The 15,240-nt window shown below is 41.4% G+C and carries 18 protein-coding genes; 9 read left to right on the forward strand and 9 right to left on the reverse strand.

What is annotated here, in order from left to right; all coding sequences use genetic code 11:
• Positions 1-47 precede the first annotated feature (47 nt).
• Positions 48-1,195, forward strand: a protein-coding gene (locus tag DYH63_RS19770) for an IS3 family transposase (RefSeq protein ID WP_439952026.1) whose coding sequence is annotated in 2 segments (ribosomal slippage) — positions 48-309 and positions 309-1,195 — 1,149 coding nt in all. Because the reading frame shifts where the segments join, the coding sequence is not laid out codon by codon here.
• A gap of 2 nt (positions 1,196-1,197) precedes the next feature.
• Positions 1,198-1,731 carry a DUF3127 domain-containing protein gene (locus DYH63_RS19775; RefSeq protein ID WP_162927106.1) on the forward strand — a complete coding sequence of 178 codons (534 nt, stop codon included), beginning with the start codon at positions 1,198-1,200 and terminating at the stop codon, positions 1,729-1,731.
• 34 nt (positions 1,732-1,765) lie between these two features.
• On the opposite strand, the gene DYH63_RS19780 is transcribed toward DYH63_RS19775, so the two are convergent.
• Complete coding sequence (locus DYH63_RS19780) at positions 1,766-2,197, reverse strand: tellurite resistance TerB family protein (RefSeq protein ID WP_116790437.1); 432 nt, start codon at positions 2,195-2,197, stop codon at positions 1,766-1,768.
• A 153-nt stretch (positions 2,198-2,350) separates the two neighbouring features.
• Between DYH63_RS19780 and DYH63_RS19785 the strand changes: the two genes are divergently transcribed.
• Genes DYH63_RS19785 through DYH63_RS19795 form a run of 3 tightly spaced genes read left to right on the forward strand, consistent with a single transcriptional unit; the run spans position 2,351 to position 4,996 of the window.
• Positions 2,351-2,932, forward strand: a complete 582-nt coding sequence (locus DYH63_RS19785) for a HupE/UreJ family protein (RefSeq protein WP_116790438.1) — start codon at positions 2,351-2,353, stop codon at positions 2,930-2,932.
• Between the two features lie 48 nt (positions 2,933-2,980).
• On the forward strand, positions 2,981-3,415 hold the full coding sequence (locus tag DYH63_RS19790) for a deoxycytidylate deaminase (RefSeq protein ID WP_116790439.1): 435 nt from the start codon (positions 2,981-2,983) through the stop codon (positions 3,413-3,415).
• Positions 3,416-4,996 carry a S41 family peptidase gene (locus DYH63_RS19795; protein ID WP_116790440.1) on the forward strand — a complete coding sequence of 527 codons (1,581 nt, stop codon included), beginning with the start codon at positions 3,416-3,418 and terminating at the stop codon, positions 4,994-4,996. It begins immediately after the preceding gene.
• Positions 4,997-5,146: 150 nt separating this feature from the next.
• Here DYH63_RS19795 and DYH63_RS19800 read toward each other — a convergent pair whose 3' ends face one another.
• From DYH63_RS19800 to DYH63_RS19825, 7 genes are all read right to left on the reverse strand, one after another.
• Positions 5,147-6,487 carry a deoxyguanosinetriphosphate triphosphohydrolase gene (locus DYH63_RS19800; protein WP_116790441.1) on the reverse strand — a complete coding sequence of 447 codons (1,341 nt, stop codon included), beginning with the start codon at positions 6,485-6,487 and terminating at the stop codon, positions 5,147-5,149.
• 131 nt (positions 6,488-6,618) lie between these two features.
• Complete coding sequence (locus DYH63_RS19805) at positions 6,619-6,867, reverse strand: hypothetical protein (RefSeq protein WP_116790442.1); 249 nt, start codon at positions 6,865-6,867, stop codon at positions 6,619-6,621.
• Between the two features lie 2 nt (positions 6,868-6,869).
• A complete protein-coding gene (locus DYH63_RS19810) occupies positions 6,870-7,382 on the reverse strand; it encodes an RDD family protein (RefSeq protein ID WP_116790443.1) in 513 nt (170 codons plus the stop codon).
• A gap of 153 nt (positions 7,383-7,535) precedes the next feature.
• Positions 7,536-7,898: an RDD family protein gene (locus tag DYH63_RS19815; protein ID WP_162927107.1), complete on the reverse strand. Its 363-nt coding sequence runs from the start codon at positions 7,896-7,898 to the stop codon at positions 7,536-7,538.
• Entirely contained in the window at positions 7,879-8,043 is a 165-nt protein-coding gene (locus DYH63_RS21405; protein ID WP_162927108.1) for a hypothetical protein, read from the reverse strand. Before DYH63_RS21405 ends, DYH63_RS19815 begins: the two co-directional genes overlap by 20 nt.
• 78 nt (positions 8,044-8,121) lie before the next feature.
• Complete coding sequence (locus DYH63_RS19820; protein ID WP_116790445.1) at positions 8,122-10,557, reverse strand: ribonucleoside-diphosphate reductase subunit alpha; 2,436 nt, start codon at positions 10,555-10,557, stop codon at positions 8,122-8,124.
• Between the two features lie 85 nt (positions 10,558-10,642).
• Positions 10,643-11,620, reverse strand: a complete 978-nt coding sequence (locus DYH63_RS19825; RefSeq protein ID WP_116790446.1) for a ribonucleotide-diphosphate reductase subunit beta — start codon at positions 11,618-11,620, stop codon at positions 10,643-10,645.
• A gap of 378 nt (positions 11,621-11,998) precedes the next feature.
• On the opposite strand from DYH63_RS19825, the gene DYH63_RS19830 reads away from it, so the two are divergent.
• Positions 11,999-12,745, forward strand: a complete 747-nt coding sequence (locus DYH63_RS19830) for a GLPGLI family protein (protein ID WP_116790447.1) — start codon at positions 11,999-12,001, stop codon at positions 12,743-12,745.
• Between the two features lie 25 nt (positions 12,746-12,770).
• On the opposite strand, the gene DYH63_RS19835 is transcribed toward DYH63_RS19830, so the two are convergent.
• Positions 12,771-13,361 carry a DUF3109 family protein gene (locus DYH63_RS19835; RefSeq protein WP_116790448.1) on the reverse strand — a complete coding sequence of 197 codons (591 nt, stop codon included), beginning with the start codon at positions 13,359-13,361 and terminating at the stop codon, positions 12,771-12,773.
• A gap of 182 nt (positions 13,362-13,543) precedes the next feature.
• Between DYH63_RS19835 and DYH63_RS19840 the strand changes: the two genes are divergently transcribed.
• Genes DYH63_RS19840 through DYH63_RS19850 form a run of 3 tightly spaced genes read left to right on the forward strand, consistent with a single transcriptional unit; the run spans position 13,544 to position 14,983 of the window.
• Entirely contained in the window at positions 13,544-14,119 is a 576-nt protein-coding gene (locus DYH63_RS19840) for a MarC family protein (protein WP_116790449.1), read from the forward strand.
• 55 nt (positions 14,120-14,174) lie between these two features.
• The gene (locus DYH63_RS19845; protein ID WP_116790450.1) at positions 14,175-14,375 is read left to right on the forward strand and encodes a hypothetical protein; all 201 of its coding nucleotides are present in this window, start codon (positions 14,175-14,177) and stop codon (positions 14,373-14,375) included.
• Positions 14,375-14,983 carry an FAD-dependent oxidoreductase gene (locus DYH63_RS19850; RefSeq protein ID WP_116790451.1) on the forward strand — a complete coding sequence of 203 codons (609 nt, stop codon included), beginning with the start codon at positions 14,375-14,377 and terminating at the stop codon, positions 14,981-14,983. The genes DYH63_RS19845 and DYH63_RS19850 overlap by 1 nt, the downstream gene beginning before the upstream one ends.
• Positions 14,984-15,240 lie beyond the last annotated feature (257 nt).

A 15,240-nucleotide genomic window follows, 5' to 3' on the forward strand; every position in this document is an offset into this window, starting at 1 on the left:
ATAGTACAGTTTAAAAGTAGAATTTTTATTAACTTTAAACTGTAATTATGAAGACTAGTAAATTTAATCCCACCCAGATCGCCAAGATCCTCAAAGAGTTTGAATCGGGCAAAGATGTTGATACCATAAGCCGTGAGCATGGAGTCAGCAAAGCTACTTTTTATAAATGGCGGCAGCGTTATGGCGGTATGGAAGCCAGCGAACTTAAGCGGTTAAAAGCCCTTGAAGAGGAAAATGCCAAGCTTAAGCGTATGTATGCCGACCTTGCCCTTGAACTGGACATGGCAAAATATATCATCGAAAAAAAGCTTTAAAGCCTTGCCATAAAAGAACCATTGTAACCGACCTGGCTTGTGTTTACCCTAACGGCAAAAGCAAGGCTTGCCGTCTCTTACAGACCAGCCGGAGCAGTTTATCGTACCTCTCGGTAAAAAATGATACAGGTCTTATTGAACGCCTTGAAGGCTTTGCAAAAGACCATCCCCGCGAAGGCTTTTGGAAGTGCTATTACCGCCTGCGCAATGGTGGTGATAAGGTAAACCATAAACGCCTGCACAGGGTGTATAAGCAACTTGGGCTTCCGTTACGCAGGAAGGTAAAGAAACGCCTGCCTGCAAGGGTTAAGGAAGCTATAGTTATACCTGAGAGCTTTACCCACACCTGGAGCATCGACTTTATGAGCGACAGCCTGATGGGCGGCAGGAAGTTCCGCAGCTTTAATGTAATTGATGACTATAACAGGGAAGTTTTGTTTATTGAGACAGATTATTCTTTGAAGAGCAGCCGCATAATATGGGTTTTAAAACACCTCACAAACCGGCATGGCAAGCCAAAACGGATACGAATGGACAACGGGCCGGAATTTGTTGCTAAATTGGCTCAGGAATGGAGTGCTATAATGGATATTGAGTTTAAGTATACCCAGCCTGGGAAACCTACACAGAACGCCCTTATAGAACGCTTCAATAAAACCTACAGGGAGCATGTGCTGGATGCACATCTTTTTGAGAGTATCGATGAGGTAAGGGATATCAGCCACCAATGGGTGGAGGACTATAACAACCACCGGCCTCATGATGCCCTGGGGGGAATCAGCCCGAGCGCCTATAGAATAAAAAACAATACAGTTGATGGGCTTCGTTCCGCTACGGCTACGCCTTCACTACACTCAGCCCATCAACTGTTAGAAACATAAGATTGGAAATAACAGTATTTTTTATACTTTTAAATCGTACTAAAAAAGGGAAGCCTACATATGTAATAGATTTTTTGAAAGAAAAAATAAAGTTATTAGAAAAATGTGTGGTTGGAGACGAGGTGGAAATTGAGTTAACCTTAATTTCTAGATCATGGCTCAATAGATTTAATGAAAAAACAATTTATAATGTTTTAAAAGCTCAAAAGCTAAAAATTATTTCTTCAGAATTCGATATGACAATTATGTATGATGATATAGCATGGAAGTTATATCAAGAGATAAATCATAAAGGATATATAAATCTAATATTGTTCAATATAAATAATAGGGATAAATTATATTTGACTGATATACATAATGATACAGAAGGTTTGAGGAGTGTTTTCATTTTAAATTCTAATTATGAAAACACTTTGATAAAGACGTTAAAAGAACTTAATATTATCCAAGTAGGTCAAAAGCTAAATTTATCGAATGGTAAGATTGGCTACGCTTGTAAATTAAAAGATAATTATCGAATTAAGATTCTGTAGATAAATAAGCCCCCTGTTTCCAGAGGGCTAACTATTACTTATTCATGTGTTGCATTTCATAAACAAACGTGTCGCTGTCTACGTTTAGCACCAGTAATGATAGTGCTTTATCTACAATGTAGTGCACGTTGCCCGGGGTAAAGCCCAGTGCAAGGGCAAAACGCGTAAGGATCTCTTTTTGCTTAGGGCCCAGTATATGGTCTGCATATACCATGCGGCTCAGGTCATATAGCCTTTCAAGCCTTTGCACATAAAGGTGCGGCGGGTTGATAGGGTATTTATATGGATTTGCTAAAATTTCTGTGTACTCATCGGCAGAAATTTCAAGCCTTTTAGCCAGCTTATCAATAAACAACCTTTCTTCATCGCTAAGGTGTCCGTTTTCCATCGCAACCCTTACTATCGAGGCAAAGTGTCCTTGGTTACGCTCTTTAAATCCGCTGTCAAATAAATCTGAAATCGACATATATCTCTGTGTTTAATCTATTTTCGGGCAAAGATACTTTTATATTTCGTCCCGAAATAATTTTAGGAAAAGATTTTAACATTGCTATAATCATCACATCTAAAATCAAGCCAAAAAATGTAAGTTTACACACTTGTTTTTAAAAAGATTACAATGTCAGATTTCCAACTCTATTTTACACTTGGCCTGCACCACGTGCTTAGTTTTGATGGCTACGACCACATACTCTTTCTTGCTATGTTGGCACTCCCGTACAGTTTTAAAGAATGGCGGCAGGTATTGCTGCTGGCTACACTTTTTACAGTAGGGCACACCATGAGCCTTGTACTTTCGGTGTATGATGTGGTAAGCGTAAACAGCGGCCCGGTAGAATTCTTGATATCACTTACCATATTTGTAACGGCACTGTTTAATATTTTTAAACCCAAGAGCGCTTCCGGCGGGTTTAACGCCATTGCGCTCATTACACTATTTTTTGGTATTGTACACGGACTGGGCTTTTCGCACGGTTTTAAAATGCTGGTGGCGGGTAATAAAGAGAACACTTTTCTCTCGCTTATAGAGTTTACACTGGGTATAGAAGCGGCACAACTTATTGCGGTTTTGGGCGTTGTATTGATAAGTATGGTGGCTACCCAGGGACTGAAGGTAAACCGCCGCGACTGGCTGCTGGTGGTATCGGCCTTTGTGGCAGGTATTTCGCTGCCACTTATAATAGGCAACCGTTTTTGGTAATTTATATGTAACTTTATTGTCTCCCGTTTTGTAGGGGGAAGCTTTAAAATGAAACACGAAAAATTAAGTAAATACGACAGGGCATACCTGCGCATAGCCCGCGAATGGGGACAGCTTTCTTATTGTAAACGCAAAAAAGTTGGCGCAATTATTGTGAAAGACAGGATGATAATATCTGATGGGTACAACGGTACACCATCGGGTTTTGAGAACTGCTGCGAGGACGATGAAAACGTAACCAAATGGTATGTGTTACACGCTGAGGCCAATGCTATTTTAAAAGTAGCACGTTCTACGCAAAGTTGCGAGGGCGCTACGCTTTACATTACCATGTCGCCGTGCAAAGACTGTAGTAAGCTAATACATCAGGCGGGCATAAAACGTGTGGTTTTCCAAAATATGTACAAAGACAGTTCGGGTGTTGATTTTTTAGAAAAGGCAGGGGTAGAGGTAGTAAACATAACAGAACCGGATTTTATATAAATGAAAATAAACAAAATATATTTACCCATAGTGCTGGCCCTTACGCTGGCTCTGGGGCTTATAATGGGCAGCCTGCTCAATTTTCCGGCGCAGCAAAGCGGCTTTATGGTCAGCAATACATCGGGCAAAGGGAAGCTGAACAAGCTGATGGATTTTATTGAAAACGAGTATGTAGACAACGTTAATGCCGACAGTATTGTAGACCTTACCGTAAACAGCATACTCGAAAAACTGGATCCGCATAGTGTATATATAGACAAAAACGAAATGGAAGAGGTAGCCCAAAGCATGAAGGGCGACTTTGTAGGCATTGGCGTTAACTTTTATATGTACAAAGACTCTGTGGCGGTTATAAAACCCATACCGGGCGGCCCCAGCGAAAAGGCAGGCATAAAGGCGGGCGACCGTATTTTATTTGCCGATAACTACAAGCTATACGGCAGGAAACTACCTAATGATACACTCTTTTCTAAGCTTAAGGGCGAGGAGGGGAGTATGTTGTCTCTGACCATTTTCCGCAAGAGTGAGAATAAGAAGTTTAACGTTAAGGTAAAGCGCGATGTAGTGCCCATAAAAAGTGTAGACGTAGCTGTAATGGCATCTAAAAATTTGGGCTATATCAAAATAAACCGCTTTGCCGAAACTACGTATGATGAATTCCACAAAGGGCTTGAAAACCTTAAAAAACAGGGCGCTACAGAACTTATTATTGACCTTAGGGACAACGGTGGCGGTTACCTTGAAAAGGCTGTAGAAATAGCCGACGAGTTTCTTAAAGACGGACAGCTTATTCTTAAGACTAAGAATAAAAAGAACCGCGTAGACGAAACCAAAGCTACAAAAGCCGGTATTTTCGAAACAGGAAAATTGTATGTGCTTATTAACGAGAACAGTGCCTCAGCCAGCGAAATACTTGCAGGTGCCATTCAGGATAATGACCGTGGTACCATTGTGGGCCGCCGATCGTTTGGTAAAGGATTAGTGCAGCGCGAAATGCCATTGGGCGATGGTAGTGCCGTGCGCCTTACCGTAGCGCGTTATTACACGCCTTCCGGCAGGAGCATACAGCGCAGTTATGCTAACGGTGGTGAGGAATATTTTAACGACTTTCAGAAACGTTATGAAAGCGGCGAACTTTATGCTGCCGATAGCATTAAGGTTTCTGATACTTTAAAATTCAAGACAGTAAAAGGGCGTACCGTTTATGGCGGTGGTGGCATTGTGCCTGATTTGTTTGTACCGCTTGAAGGCAAACATGGCGATGAAGCCGTGAGTATGGTAATGCAAAGCGGTATTGTGAGTTATTTTGTTTTTGAACAGCTTGATAAAGGGCGTAAAGATTTTGCGGGTCTACCCGAGGATAAGGTTATTGAAAAAGTAGTTGCGGGAGATAAATACTTTTCGGCATTTAATACCTATCTGTTAAATAACGGACTGGTCTTTAAACTGGAAAAGCATAAAGAACGCGTTAAACAATACCTTGCAGCCGAGTTTGTACGCCAGCTTGTAAGCGAAAAGGCATACTACGAAATGATATTGAAACAGGATAACATGATGAAAGCGGTGCAGGAGAAAAAGTAATTTAGAGTTCAGGTTTTAGAATTAACATTGAGCTTCACCCGCACTTTCTAATGTTAACCAAATAAATATAAAAGCCCGTAAGGTTCTATACTTACGGGCTTTTATATTAAAGTTCCTGCCAACTGGTTATTTAAAACTGTATACTGGCTACTACTTTGCTCCTGTAATCGTATTATAAAGCAATACGGCATTACCATCGGTAAGGGTAGATACAAAGTGGCAAATGTGCAGCAGGCGGTCGTAAAGACTCATTTTGTTCGTCACAAATTTTTCCGGAAGCAGTTTTAAGATGAGCTTATCATAGTTGCCCTCGTTACCATCGAACTTGTTGTTGTAAGCAGTGCAAAACGCATCTAGCAGCGTATTGATAATGCGATAACCCATTACCTCTTTTTCTACCACTTCGCGGCTTTGGTAAATGTTTTTAACGCTCAACTTAATAATGTCGTTCATCTGGGCTGTGTAAGCACCTTTATCTGTTAGTGCAAATGGATATTGTCCTGCAAGTATTGCTTCTTCATTTTCAATAAATACATTTACAGCGTCGTTAATAAGGGAACCAATAGCAAGGGCACGGAGATAGCTTATACGATCTTCTTTTGTTGTCAGGGTTTTGTATTTCTCAACCTGAACATTATCTTTTACAAGCTTGATGAGGTATTCCAAGGCATAATCTTCAGATATCAGCCCAAGGTTAATACCGTCTTCAAAATCGATAATGGTATAGCAAATATCATCTGCAGCTTCTACTAAGTAGGCTAGCGGATGGCGTTCAAAGCCTATATCGTCGCCGGTTTTGTTGGGTATCATATCCATGTCTTTTGCTACGTCCTGAAAGAACGCCGCATCAGCCTGAAAAAAGCCGTATTTTTTATCAGCAATATTTGCCGTAGGTTTTTTAGGTAAAGATTCTTTTGGATACTTCATAAAAGCACCCAGCGTAGCATAGCTTATACGCAGGCCACCTTCTATGCCGGGGCGCGATGCCGTAAGTAGGTTAAAACCGTTAGCGTTACCTTCAAAATCAATAAGATCCTGCCATTCTTTATCTGTAAGCTGGCCTTTATACTGCTGGCCTTTGCCTATCTTAAAATATTCGCCTATGGCTTTCTCGCCACTGTGCCCAAAGGGTGGGTTGCCTATATCGTGTGCCAGTGCAGCAGCAGCTACTATGGCACCAAAATCATTCATATGGAAACCGTGTACCTCGGCCAGGTAAGGATGCTTCTCGATAATCTTTTTACCTACAAGCCTGCCCAGCGAACGCCCCACCACACTTACTTCAAGGCTGTGCGTAAGGCGGGTGTGCACAAAATCAGTCTTGCTCAGGGGTATAACCTGCGTTTTATCCTGCAGGCTCCTGAACGCCGACGAAAATATTATACGGTCGTAGTCTACCTCAAAGCCCAGGCGTGTATCATCCTGTTCTTTGCGCAACCGCTTGCTTGTATCGCCCTGCCTTTTTAAAGACAGCAGCTGTTCCCATTGCATCATGTAGATTTTAGAATTTAGAGGCCTCACCCCAGCCCCTCTCCGAAGGAGAAGGGAGCAACTTCACTCATGCCCGCTATGTCATTGCGAGCGGAGAAACGGAGCGCGACAATCTCATTTCAATTAATTTCTTAGTCCTCTTTAGGCTTTGTATTTATAAACTTCTTCTCTGCCCTTACAAAATCTTTAGATTTTTGTGGGTACTGCTCATGGCTCTTATCACTTGGGTTATCAATAACCGAGTTAACAGTTATCCTGTCGCCCTCTTTAAAAGTGGTGGCTACACGCTGGTAATCCAGCAGGTAGGGGCCACAAAAATAGTTGCCGTTCTCATCTTTTTCTATTACACCGGTGTAGATGCCTTTTTTATCTTTACTCATAGCTATTCGCTTTTATTTTCTGTTTCAGCGGGTGCTGGGTTGTTCTTTTGTTTTTGTGCCCTCATATAATCGTAGTTGTCTACTACCAGTGTTTTACTAAACATATCGTGCCAAAAAATGGGTATGGGTATGTAAAATAAACACGAAATAAACACTAAGGGTATCTGGCGGCAAAGTGTGCGTATAAGTATGGGTTCATTTCCGGGTGTTGCGCCATCACGCATTACAACCCTCGTCTCTGTTACTAACTTACCCAGGGTACGCCCGGTAAGTGTTTCAAACAGCCCATAATATACTATGGATATTCCGGTTTGAAATAATGAGAATTTATAATTGTTTATATCCGGCATGCCAACATTGAGTAATGAAAAACCATATGTTTTATCAAGATGGGCGCCTGCAATGCTTAATGCTAGTGTTACAAAGCCGCAAAACATGCCGTCTATTATTAAATTTATAGCGCGCTTGCCGTGCGATGCCAGTTTAACTTGTGCAATTTGATTTTGATTTTCCATCAGGATATTAAAAGCTTAAAGCGGCAAAGATACCATTTCCTAACTAAACGGCTTCTTTGCGTTTAATTTATCTCATCATCCTAAAAAAGAGAAAGCCAGAGACGGTTTTAAATGCCCTGGCTTTAGACTAAAATAAGCATTGATGCTTTAAACTTATAGGTAATTCTCCGCTACAGGGGTACCTATTTCATTAAGCATATCCTTAAGGCGTACCGCCTCATTATACTTTTTTGCGTTTACTACATAAGTGCCGGATGCGCTGTCGTGCCATCCGCGCGGAAAATCTCTTATAAATGATAAAGCTTCGAGCCAGAAAAGTCGGCACAGCGAGCGGCCAAGTATTGATCTTGGTTCGGCTTTAGCGCCGTCTTCGGTTATTACCATAGTACCCGTAATGTACTTGCCTACGGTACGCTGGGTGGTAATCTCCATAATGCTGTAATAAAGGAACATGTAAATAGCCGTTATTAGCCTGTCCATTCCATCACCCATTTCGTTAAAAATCTGAAGGTCCATAAATGCCTGCATATGTGAGCAGCGAAGCCACTACACCGGAAAGAAACATGAGAACCAGCACCGCTACAACATCAATTGCATAGTTTGCCAGCCTGATAAACCATTTTACTTCAATATCCGGTTTTGTTGCTACTGTATTTTTCATATTGATTGGTTTTAAGCAAACATAAAAAAAAGAGGCTTTTATAAGCCTCTTTAAGTGTAATTATTAACCTATAAATAATTAAGATCCGCACATTTCGCAATCATCCGGCTCAGCAGCGCGCGAACGGGCTATCATGGCCTGGAATTCTGTCAGCTCAACTTCAGACACTTCTACCGCAGGGGCAGGAGCAGCTTTTGGTTTAGCAACGGCGGCTGTGGCAAGTTCTGCAACCGGCTCTTCTTTTTTATCGTTGTTAAGGGTAAACTTAATAGCATCAACCGCACTCTTAGTCCTTAAATAGTACATGCCCGTTTTAAGGCCGCTTTGCCATGCATAAAAGTGCATAGACGTAAGTTTAGAGTACGAAGCATTTTCCATAAACAGGTTAAGCGACTGGCTCTGGTCAATAAAGTAACCACGCTGGCGGCTCATGTCTATGATGTCTTTCATACTCATTTCCCATACGGTTTTGTACAGGTCTTTTATATCCTGAGGAATAATATCTATGTGTTGTACAGATCCGTTTGCCCTCATTATTTCCTGCTTAAGGCTTTCTGTCCAAATGCCCAGCTCTACAAGGTCGTGCAGCAGGTGTTTGTTTACTACTATAAACTCACCAGAAAGCACGCGACGGGTGTAGATGTTAGATGTATATGGTTCAAACGCTTCGTTATTACCAAGAATTTGCGATGTAGATGCTGTAGGCATTGGTGCCATAAGCAGTGAGTTGCGCACACCATGCTCCATAACCTGTGTACGTAGCGAAGCCCAGTCCCAACGGCCGCTAAGGTCGCTGTCTTTAAGGCCCCAAAGGTTATACTGGAACTCGCCCTGAGATATTGGCGAACCAGGGAATGATGAATATGGCCCTTCTTCTTTCGCCATTTCCATAGAAGCCGTTACGGCTGCAAAGTAAATGGTTTCAAATATTTCTTCGTTCAGTTTTTTGGCGGCATCGCTCGTAAACGGAAGGCGCATTAATATAAAGGCATCTGCAAGCCCCTGAACGCCTAACCCTACCGGGCGGTGGCGCATGTTGCTGTTCTCTGCTTCTATAACCGGGTAGTAGTTACGGTCTATAACCTTATTAAGGTTGCGCGTTATGCGCTGTGTAACCTGGTAAAGAAACTCATGGTTGAATTTGCCGTTCTCAACAAACATTGGCAGCGATATAGAAGCCAGGTTACACACCGCAATCTCATCTTCGCTAGTATACTCCATAATTTCGGTACACAGGTTAGACGAACGGATAGTACCCAGGTTCTTTTGGTTCGATTTGCGGTTAGCAGCATCTTTGTAAAGCATATAAGGAAGCCCGGTCTCAATTTGAGATTCAAGGATCTTCTCCCAAAGCTCACGTGCTTTTATGGTTTTACGGCCACGGTTCTCAGCTTCGTACTTAAGGTACAGCTCATCAAACTCATCGCTGTGCACATTATAAAGGTTAGGACACTCGTTAGGGCACATAAGTGTCCAGGTGCTGTCTTCCTGTACGCGTTTCATAAACAGGTCAGGAATCCACATGGCAAGAAACAAATCGCGTGCGCGCATCTCTTCTTTACCGTGGTTTTTCCTCAGGTCAAGGAAGTCGAAAATATCGGCATGCCAAGGCTCTATGTATACTGCAAAGCTGCCTTTACGCTTACCGCCGCCCTGGTCTACATAACGGGCCGTGTCGTTAAATACCCTAAGCATGGGTACAATACCGTTAGATGTACCGTTAGTACCACGAATGTAAGAACCTGTAGCCCTTACGTTATGTATAGAAAGACCAATACCACCGGCAGACTGCGATATCTTAGCGGTGCTCCTTAGCGTATCATAAATACCATCAATACTATCGTCTTTCATAGAAAGCAGGAAGCAAGATGACATTTGCGGCTTAGGCGTACCGGCATTAAATAGCGTAGGCGTAGCGTGGGTAAAGAATTTTTTTGACATCAGCTCATAGGTTTCTATGGCCGATGCAATATCGTTAAGGTGAATACCTACCGCTACACGCATAAGCATGTGCTGCGGACGCTCTGCAATACTGCCGTTTATTTTAAGCAGGTATGAGCGCTCAAGGGTTTTAAAACCAAAATAATCATAGTTAAAATCGCGGTTGTAGATGATTTTTGAATCAAGTTCAGCGGCATTTTCCATTATAACCTGGTATACTTCATCGCTTAGCAAAGGCGCTTCCTGATTAGTGCGTGGGTTAACATAATGGTACATATCGCTCATGGTTTCAGAGAACGATTTTTTAGTATTCTTGTGCAGGTTGCTCACTGCTATACGGGCTGCAAGCTGTGCATAATCGGGGTGCGAAATAGTCATCGATGCAGCAGTTTCTGCAGCAAGGTTATCCAGTTCAGATGTTGTTACACCATCATATAATCCTTCTATAACGCGCATAGCCACCTTAACCGGATCTACAAGGTCATTAAGGCCATAGCACAAAATCCTTACTCTGTCGGTAATCTTATCAAACATTACCGGTTCTCTTCTACCGTCTCTCTTTACTACAAACATAAGGCTAAAATTTAAGGTTAGTAATCCCTGGGGAACCCGTTTTTACAGCATCCCCGGCATCATTAATATATTGGAAATCTATTTATTAAAAATCAGCGTCGAAACTGATCTTCTGCGCGTCTTCGCCATTGTTGATAACGCCTGCTTTTTGGTATTCAGACACCCTTTTTTCAAAAAAGTTGGTCTTGCCCTGTAGCGATATCATATCCATAAAGTCAAACGGGTTACCGGAATTGTACTGTCTTTCGCAGCCCAGTTCTACAAGCAACCTGTCTGTAACAAACTCCAGGTACTGTGTCATTAACACTGCATTCATGCCTATAAGGCTTACCGGCAATGACTCAGTTATAAATTCACGCTCTATGTTAAGCGCATCTATGATAATCTCTTTAATACGGTCTTTAGGAACCTTGTTAATAAGGTGGTGGTTGTGCAGGTGTACAGCAAAATCGCAGTGTACGCCTTCATCGCGGCTTATCAGCTCATTAGAGAATGTAAGCCCCGGCATAAGCCCGCGCTTTTTAAGCCAGTAGATAGAACAGAATGCACCACTAAAGAAAATGCCCTCTACTGCTGCAAAAGCAATAAGCCTTTCGGCGAATGAATCGCTTTCTATCCACTTAAGCGCCCAGTCTGCTTTCTTTTTGATGGCAGGGAATACTTCAAGCGCATTGAATAACTCACTTTTTTCATTCTCATCTTTTACATACGTATCAATAAGAAGCGAGTAGGTTTCGCTGTGGATGTTCTCCATCATGATCTGGAAACCGTAAAAGAATTTTGCCTCAGCATACTGCACTTCGTTTACAAAGTTTTCTGCAAGGTTTTCATTAACTATACCATCTGAAGCAGCAAAAAATGCAAGGATGTGTTTTATAAAGTATTTTTCGTCTTCGCTAAGCTTATTGTTCCAGTCGTTAAGATCCTGGTGAAGGTCAATTTCTTCAGCCGTCCAGAAACTAGCCTCCATTTTTTTGTACCAGTCCCATATATCGTGGTGCTTTATGGGAAAAATTACAAAACGGTTCTTATTTTCCTGAAGTATCGGCTCTATTGAAGACATAGTGTATTGACGTTTATTGTATTATGAAAAAGGTGCTTTTTTTACAAGCGTGAGTACAAAGATTGGCATTTACATTAATAATTCAAAAACATAGTTATCCACAATTGTCTATAGTTTTTAACAACCCTAAAACACCACGTTAAAGGGTTGTTAAAATATCATAATATTGATTTACAATGTGTTATGTAGGGGTGGGAATATTGAGAAATATCTATAAACACCTTATTATACAGGGCATTCAGGTGGTTTATTCGTCTGTTTTGTGCCGCTGTTGCCAAAACAACTTACAAGTTGTAAGTTTTAAATGTTAATAGTGTTGTTTGCAAAATATTATTGATTTTAAATCGTTAATTTTATATAAATCAAACCTTCTTAATCATGAAGAAAATACTTGCTTTAATTGCCGTGTCGTTTTCGTATATCGGCCTGTCTGCACAAACAGTTACTATTAATTATACTGAAGGCGCCATTGTAAGCCCTGAAAAATTAAAAGAATTTCCCGTTGCAGTGCAGAACGCAATCCTCGAGAAAAACTTTTATATACTTACCACAAGCAATAACGCTTCTGAATATCGTATAGATCCTGCTTCTGAAAAGAAAAGGATGATTGCCCCGGAAATAAAAACAAAGGTAATTATGCAGGAAAACGAGCGCTACTATTATAAAGATTATGCGCATAACGAACTTGTTTTTGAAATTGGTAACGGAACAGATGTATTTCAGGGTAAAGATGACCTGAAAAAATGGACCTGGAAAATTACAAACGAAACTAAAGTTATTGCAGGGTATAAATGTAAAAAGGCTACAACTGAATATCTGGGCAACCCAATTACCGCATGGTTTACTGCCGACCTGCCAAAAAATGCCGGCCCGGATCGATTTGACAGCCTGCCGGGAACAATATTAAGTATCGTAATGCCTAAATATGAATATACAGCTACAAGTGTTAAGGTTGCGGCTTCAAATACAAGTATAGATAAACCTGTTTTTAAAGATAAAACCTATACAATGGCAGAAATGAATTATGCAATAAGTGCTAAGACAGCTGCAACAAGGCCTGGTGAAACATCTGAAAAAAGTGGTAATGGAGCAACGTACACTAAAACCGTTACTTATACTTACTAAAGATTATAGCATACACAAAAACAGACTAACGCCTCCTTCTGGGGGTGTTGTCGTTTTTATGCTCTTCTGCTACCTTTTCAAGTTCGGCATACCAGTCTGAGCCAAAGCGGCGCAAAAGGGCCTCTTTCACAAATTTATACACCGGCACTTCCAGTTCTTTGCCTAACGAACAGGCCGCGTCGCAAATATCCCAGCGGTCATAATTTACGGCAGAGAATTCGCTAAAATCTTTTACACGTATAGGGTACAGGTGGCAGCTTACCGGTTTTTTCCATGATACAATGCCTTGGTTGTAGGCCTGCTCTATACCGCAAAGCGCGGTTTTTCCGTCAAAAATTACGTAAGCACAGTCTTTGTTGTCAATAAGGGGAGTTTCAAGGTCGCCATCGGTACCGGTTACCCAGGTGCCCTGGGCTTCTATGGCAGCAATGCCTTCTTTTCGAAGAAACGGTTTTACAAGCGGGTAAATCTCCTCAAGTATTTTGGTTTCCTCTTCATTTAAAGGTGCACCTGCATCGCCGTCTACACAGCACGCGCCGTGGCAGGCAGAGAGGTTGCACACAAATTCTTTCTCTAAAATGTCTTCTGACACTATTGTTTTACCCAGTTGAAACATGCTGCAAAGATAAGCAATCTTTCGATTGTTTGGATTATTAGTATTTTAGTACGCTGGTATTTTAGAGGGGCAACTCTGCTACTTTGCCTCTTTGTAACTTATCCTGTAACTTTATGACTTTAAAAACTTTTAACTTTAAGACTTTATAGCGTACTTTTGCACCCTTTAAAAAACATAACGTTATGATTGTTAACTGGAAAGACGTTTTTACTGTAAGCATGGTACTTTTTGCCGTGATCGACATTGTGGGCAGTGTGCCCATTATTGTAGACCTGCGCAATAAGCTGGGCCATATACAAAGCGAAAAAGCAAGTATTGTAGCGCTCTTTATCATGGTGGCGTTTTTGTTTGTGGGTGAAGAGATACTAAAGCTTATAGGTATTGACGCTAACTCATTTGCCGTAGCCGGTTCGTTTGTACTATTTTTCCTGGCACTGGAAATGATATTAGGCATACGCCTTTATAAAGAAGACAACCCCAGTACAGCCAGTATAGTGCCTATTGCATTTCCGCTTATTGCCGGTGCAGGTACTATGACTACTTTGCTTTCATTACGCTCCCAGTACGATAAGATAAACATCATTATAGCTATTGTTATAAATGTTGTCGTGGTATATTCTGTACTTAAACTGTCGGGTAAAATAGAAAAGGTATTGGGTAACAACGGCCTTGGGGTTATACGCAAGGTATTTGGGGTAATATTGCTGGCTATTGCTGTTAAATTATTTGCAGGCAACGTAAAACAACTGTTTGCCTAAAATTTTTTAACTAATTTTACACGCTGTAACGGCTTAGCGCCTTACACTTATTACCATGAAAGTTTTTATTTATATCCTCATTGCCCTTACTTCATTGCTTGCCATTTTTAATGCTACCCAGCTTGATTTTGACAACCTGACCGAAGGCAACAGCGTAGTGGCGCTTATATGCACACTCGCAGCATTATGCGCATTATGCATATTGCTTATATTTAACACTGCAAAAAGTATAGAACAAAAAACCCGCCAACGCTAATGTTTGACGTATTAATTATAGGTGGAGGCGTTTCGGGCGTTTCCGCTGCACTTATTTTAGGCTCAGCCTTAAACAAGCCGTATGCTGAAGGAAAAAAAGTAGGCATACTTACCCACCAGAAAGCATCATCGCTTCAAAACGGATTGTATAACAATGCTTATGGCATAGCCCCGGGTACCACAGGTGCCGACTTGCTACGTACAAGCCTTGAAAATCTTTCGACTGCCTACCCTGCGGTAACGCAATTGGCAGATGAAAAGGTTATGAAAATAGAAGGTACTGCCGGTAACTTTACCGTTACTACTAATAAAGGTGAGTATCAGGCTAAAACTCTTATTGTGGCTGTAGGTTCTGCACCTGTAATAGGTATAGAAGGCCTTGAGCAATATATTGAACCTAACAAAAGGGCGATACCTGAAAAGAACCGTATACAACTGCGCAACGATGACCATCTTGTAGCCGAAGGTTTATATGTAGCAGGAACCCTTGCGGGATGGAGAAGCCAACTGGCTATTGCTGCCGGTAGCGGTGCATCTGTAGCTACAGATATCCTTACGCTATGGAACGAGGGCAAGCCAAGCCAGTCGCACGATAGTGTGCCTAAATAGATTGGTGATTTGGTGATTCGTAGATTTGGTAATTTGGAGCTTCACTATTGCTTTTTATCAGGAGTAAGAAACTATATAAGTGTGCCTTTCAATAGCCAATAAACACACCCCACTCCGGTCTGTCATGGCGAACGCAGCTTAGCGGAGTGTGGCCATCTCAAAGTTTATAATAAATATTCTATATTATAAAAAATAACAAAGCCCGTAAGGTTATAAACTTTACGGGCTTTTATATATATGGATTATTGAGATTCTTC

Origin of the sequence: Flavobacterium psychrotrophum (assembly GCF_003403075.1) — a bacterium.
Classification (GTDB): domain Bacteria; phylum Bacteroidota; class Bacteroidia; order Flavobacteriales; family Flavobacteriaceae; genus Flavobacterium; species Flavobacterium psychrotrophum.

Excerpts from the sequence above, each read along its gene's own strand:
- DYH63_RS19850 (WP_116790451.1), top strand. The coding sequence starts at position 14,375 with ATGTTTGACGTATTAATTATAGGTGGAGGCGTTTCGGGCGTTTCCGCT.
- DYH63_RS19780 (WP_116790437.1), bottom strand. The coding sequence starts at position 2,197 with ATGTCGATTTCAGATTTATTTGACAGCGGATTTAAAGAGCGTAACCAA.
- DYH63_RS19795 (WP_116790440.1), top strand. The coding sequence starts at position 3,416 with ATGAAAATAAACAAAATATATTTACCCATAGTGCTGGCCCTTACGCTG.
- DYH63_RS19820 (WP_116790445.1), bottom strand. The coding sequence starts at position 10,557 with ATGTTTGTAGTAAAGAGAGACGGTAGAAGAGAACCGGTAATGTTTGAT.
- DYH63_RS19825 (WP_116790446.1), bottom strand. The coding sequence starts at position 11,620 with ATGTCTTCAATAGAGCCGATACTTCAGGAAAATAAGAACCGTTTTGTA.
- DYH63_RS19845 (WP_116790450.1), top strand. The coding sequence starts at position 14,175 with ATGAAAGTTTTTATTTATATCCTCATTGCCCTTACTTCATTGCTTGCC.
- DYH63_RS19810 (WP_116790443.1), bottom strand. The coding sequence starts at position 7,382 with ATGGAAAATCAAAATCAAATTGCACAAGTTAAACTGGCATCGCACGGC.
- DYH63_RS19830 (WP_116790447.1), top strand. The coding sequence starts at position 11,999 with ATGAAGAAAATACTTGCTTTAATTGCCGTGTCGTTTTCGTATATCGGC.
- DYH63_RS19785 (WP_116790438.1), top strand. The coding sequence starts at position 2,351 with ATGTCAGATTTCCAACTCTATTTTACACTTGGCCTGCACCACGTGCTT.
- DYH63_RS19840 (WP_116790449.1), top strand. The coding sequence starts at position 13,544 with ATGATTGTTAACTGGAAAGACGTTTTTACTGTAAGCATGGTACTTTTT.
- DYH63_RS19815 (WP_162927107.1), bottom strand. The coding sequence starts at position 7,898 with ATGGACCTTCAGATTTTTAACGAAATGGGTGATGGAATGGACAGGCTA.
- DYH63_RS19805 (WP_116790442.1), bottom strand. The coding sequence starts at position 6,867 with ATGAGTAAAGATAAAAAAGGCATCTACACCGGTGTAATAGAAAAAGAT.
- DYH63_RS21405 (WP_162927108.1), bottom strand. The coding sequence starts at position 8,043 with ATGAAAAATACAGTAGCAACAAAACCGGATATTGAAGTAAAATGGTTT.
- DYH63_RS19835 (WP_116790448.1), bottom strand. The coding sequence starts at position 13,361 with ATGTTTCAACTGGGTAAAACAATAGTGTCAGAAGACATTTTAGAGAAA.
- DYH63_RS19790 (WP_116790439.1), top strand. The coding sequence starts at position 2,981 with ATGAAACACGAAAAATTAAGTAAATACGACAGGGCATACCTGCGCATA.
- DYH63_RS19800 (WP_116790441.1), bottom strand. The coding sequence starts at position 6,487 with ATGCAATGGGAACAGCTGCTGTCTTTAAAAAGGCAGGGCGATACAAGC.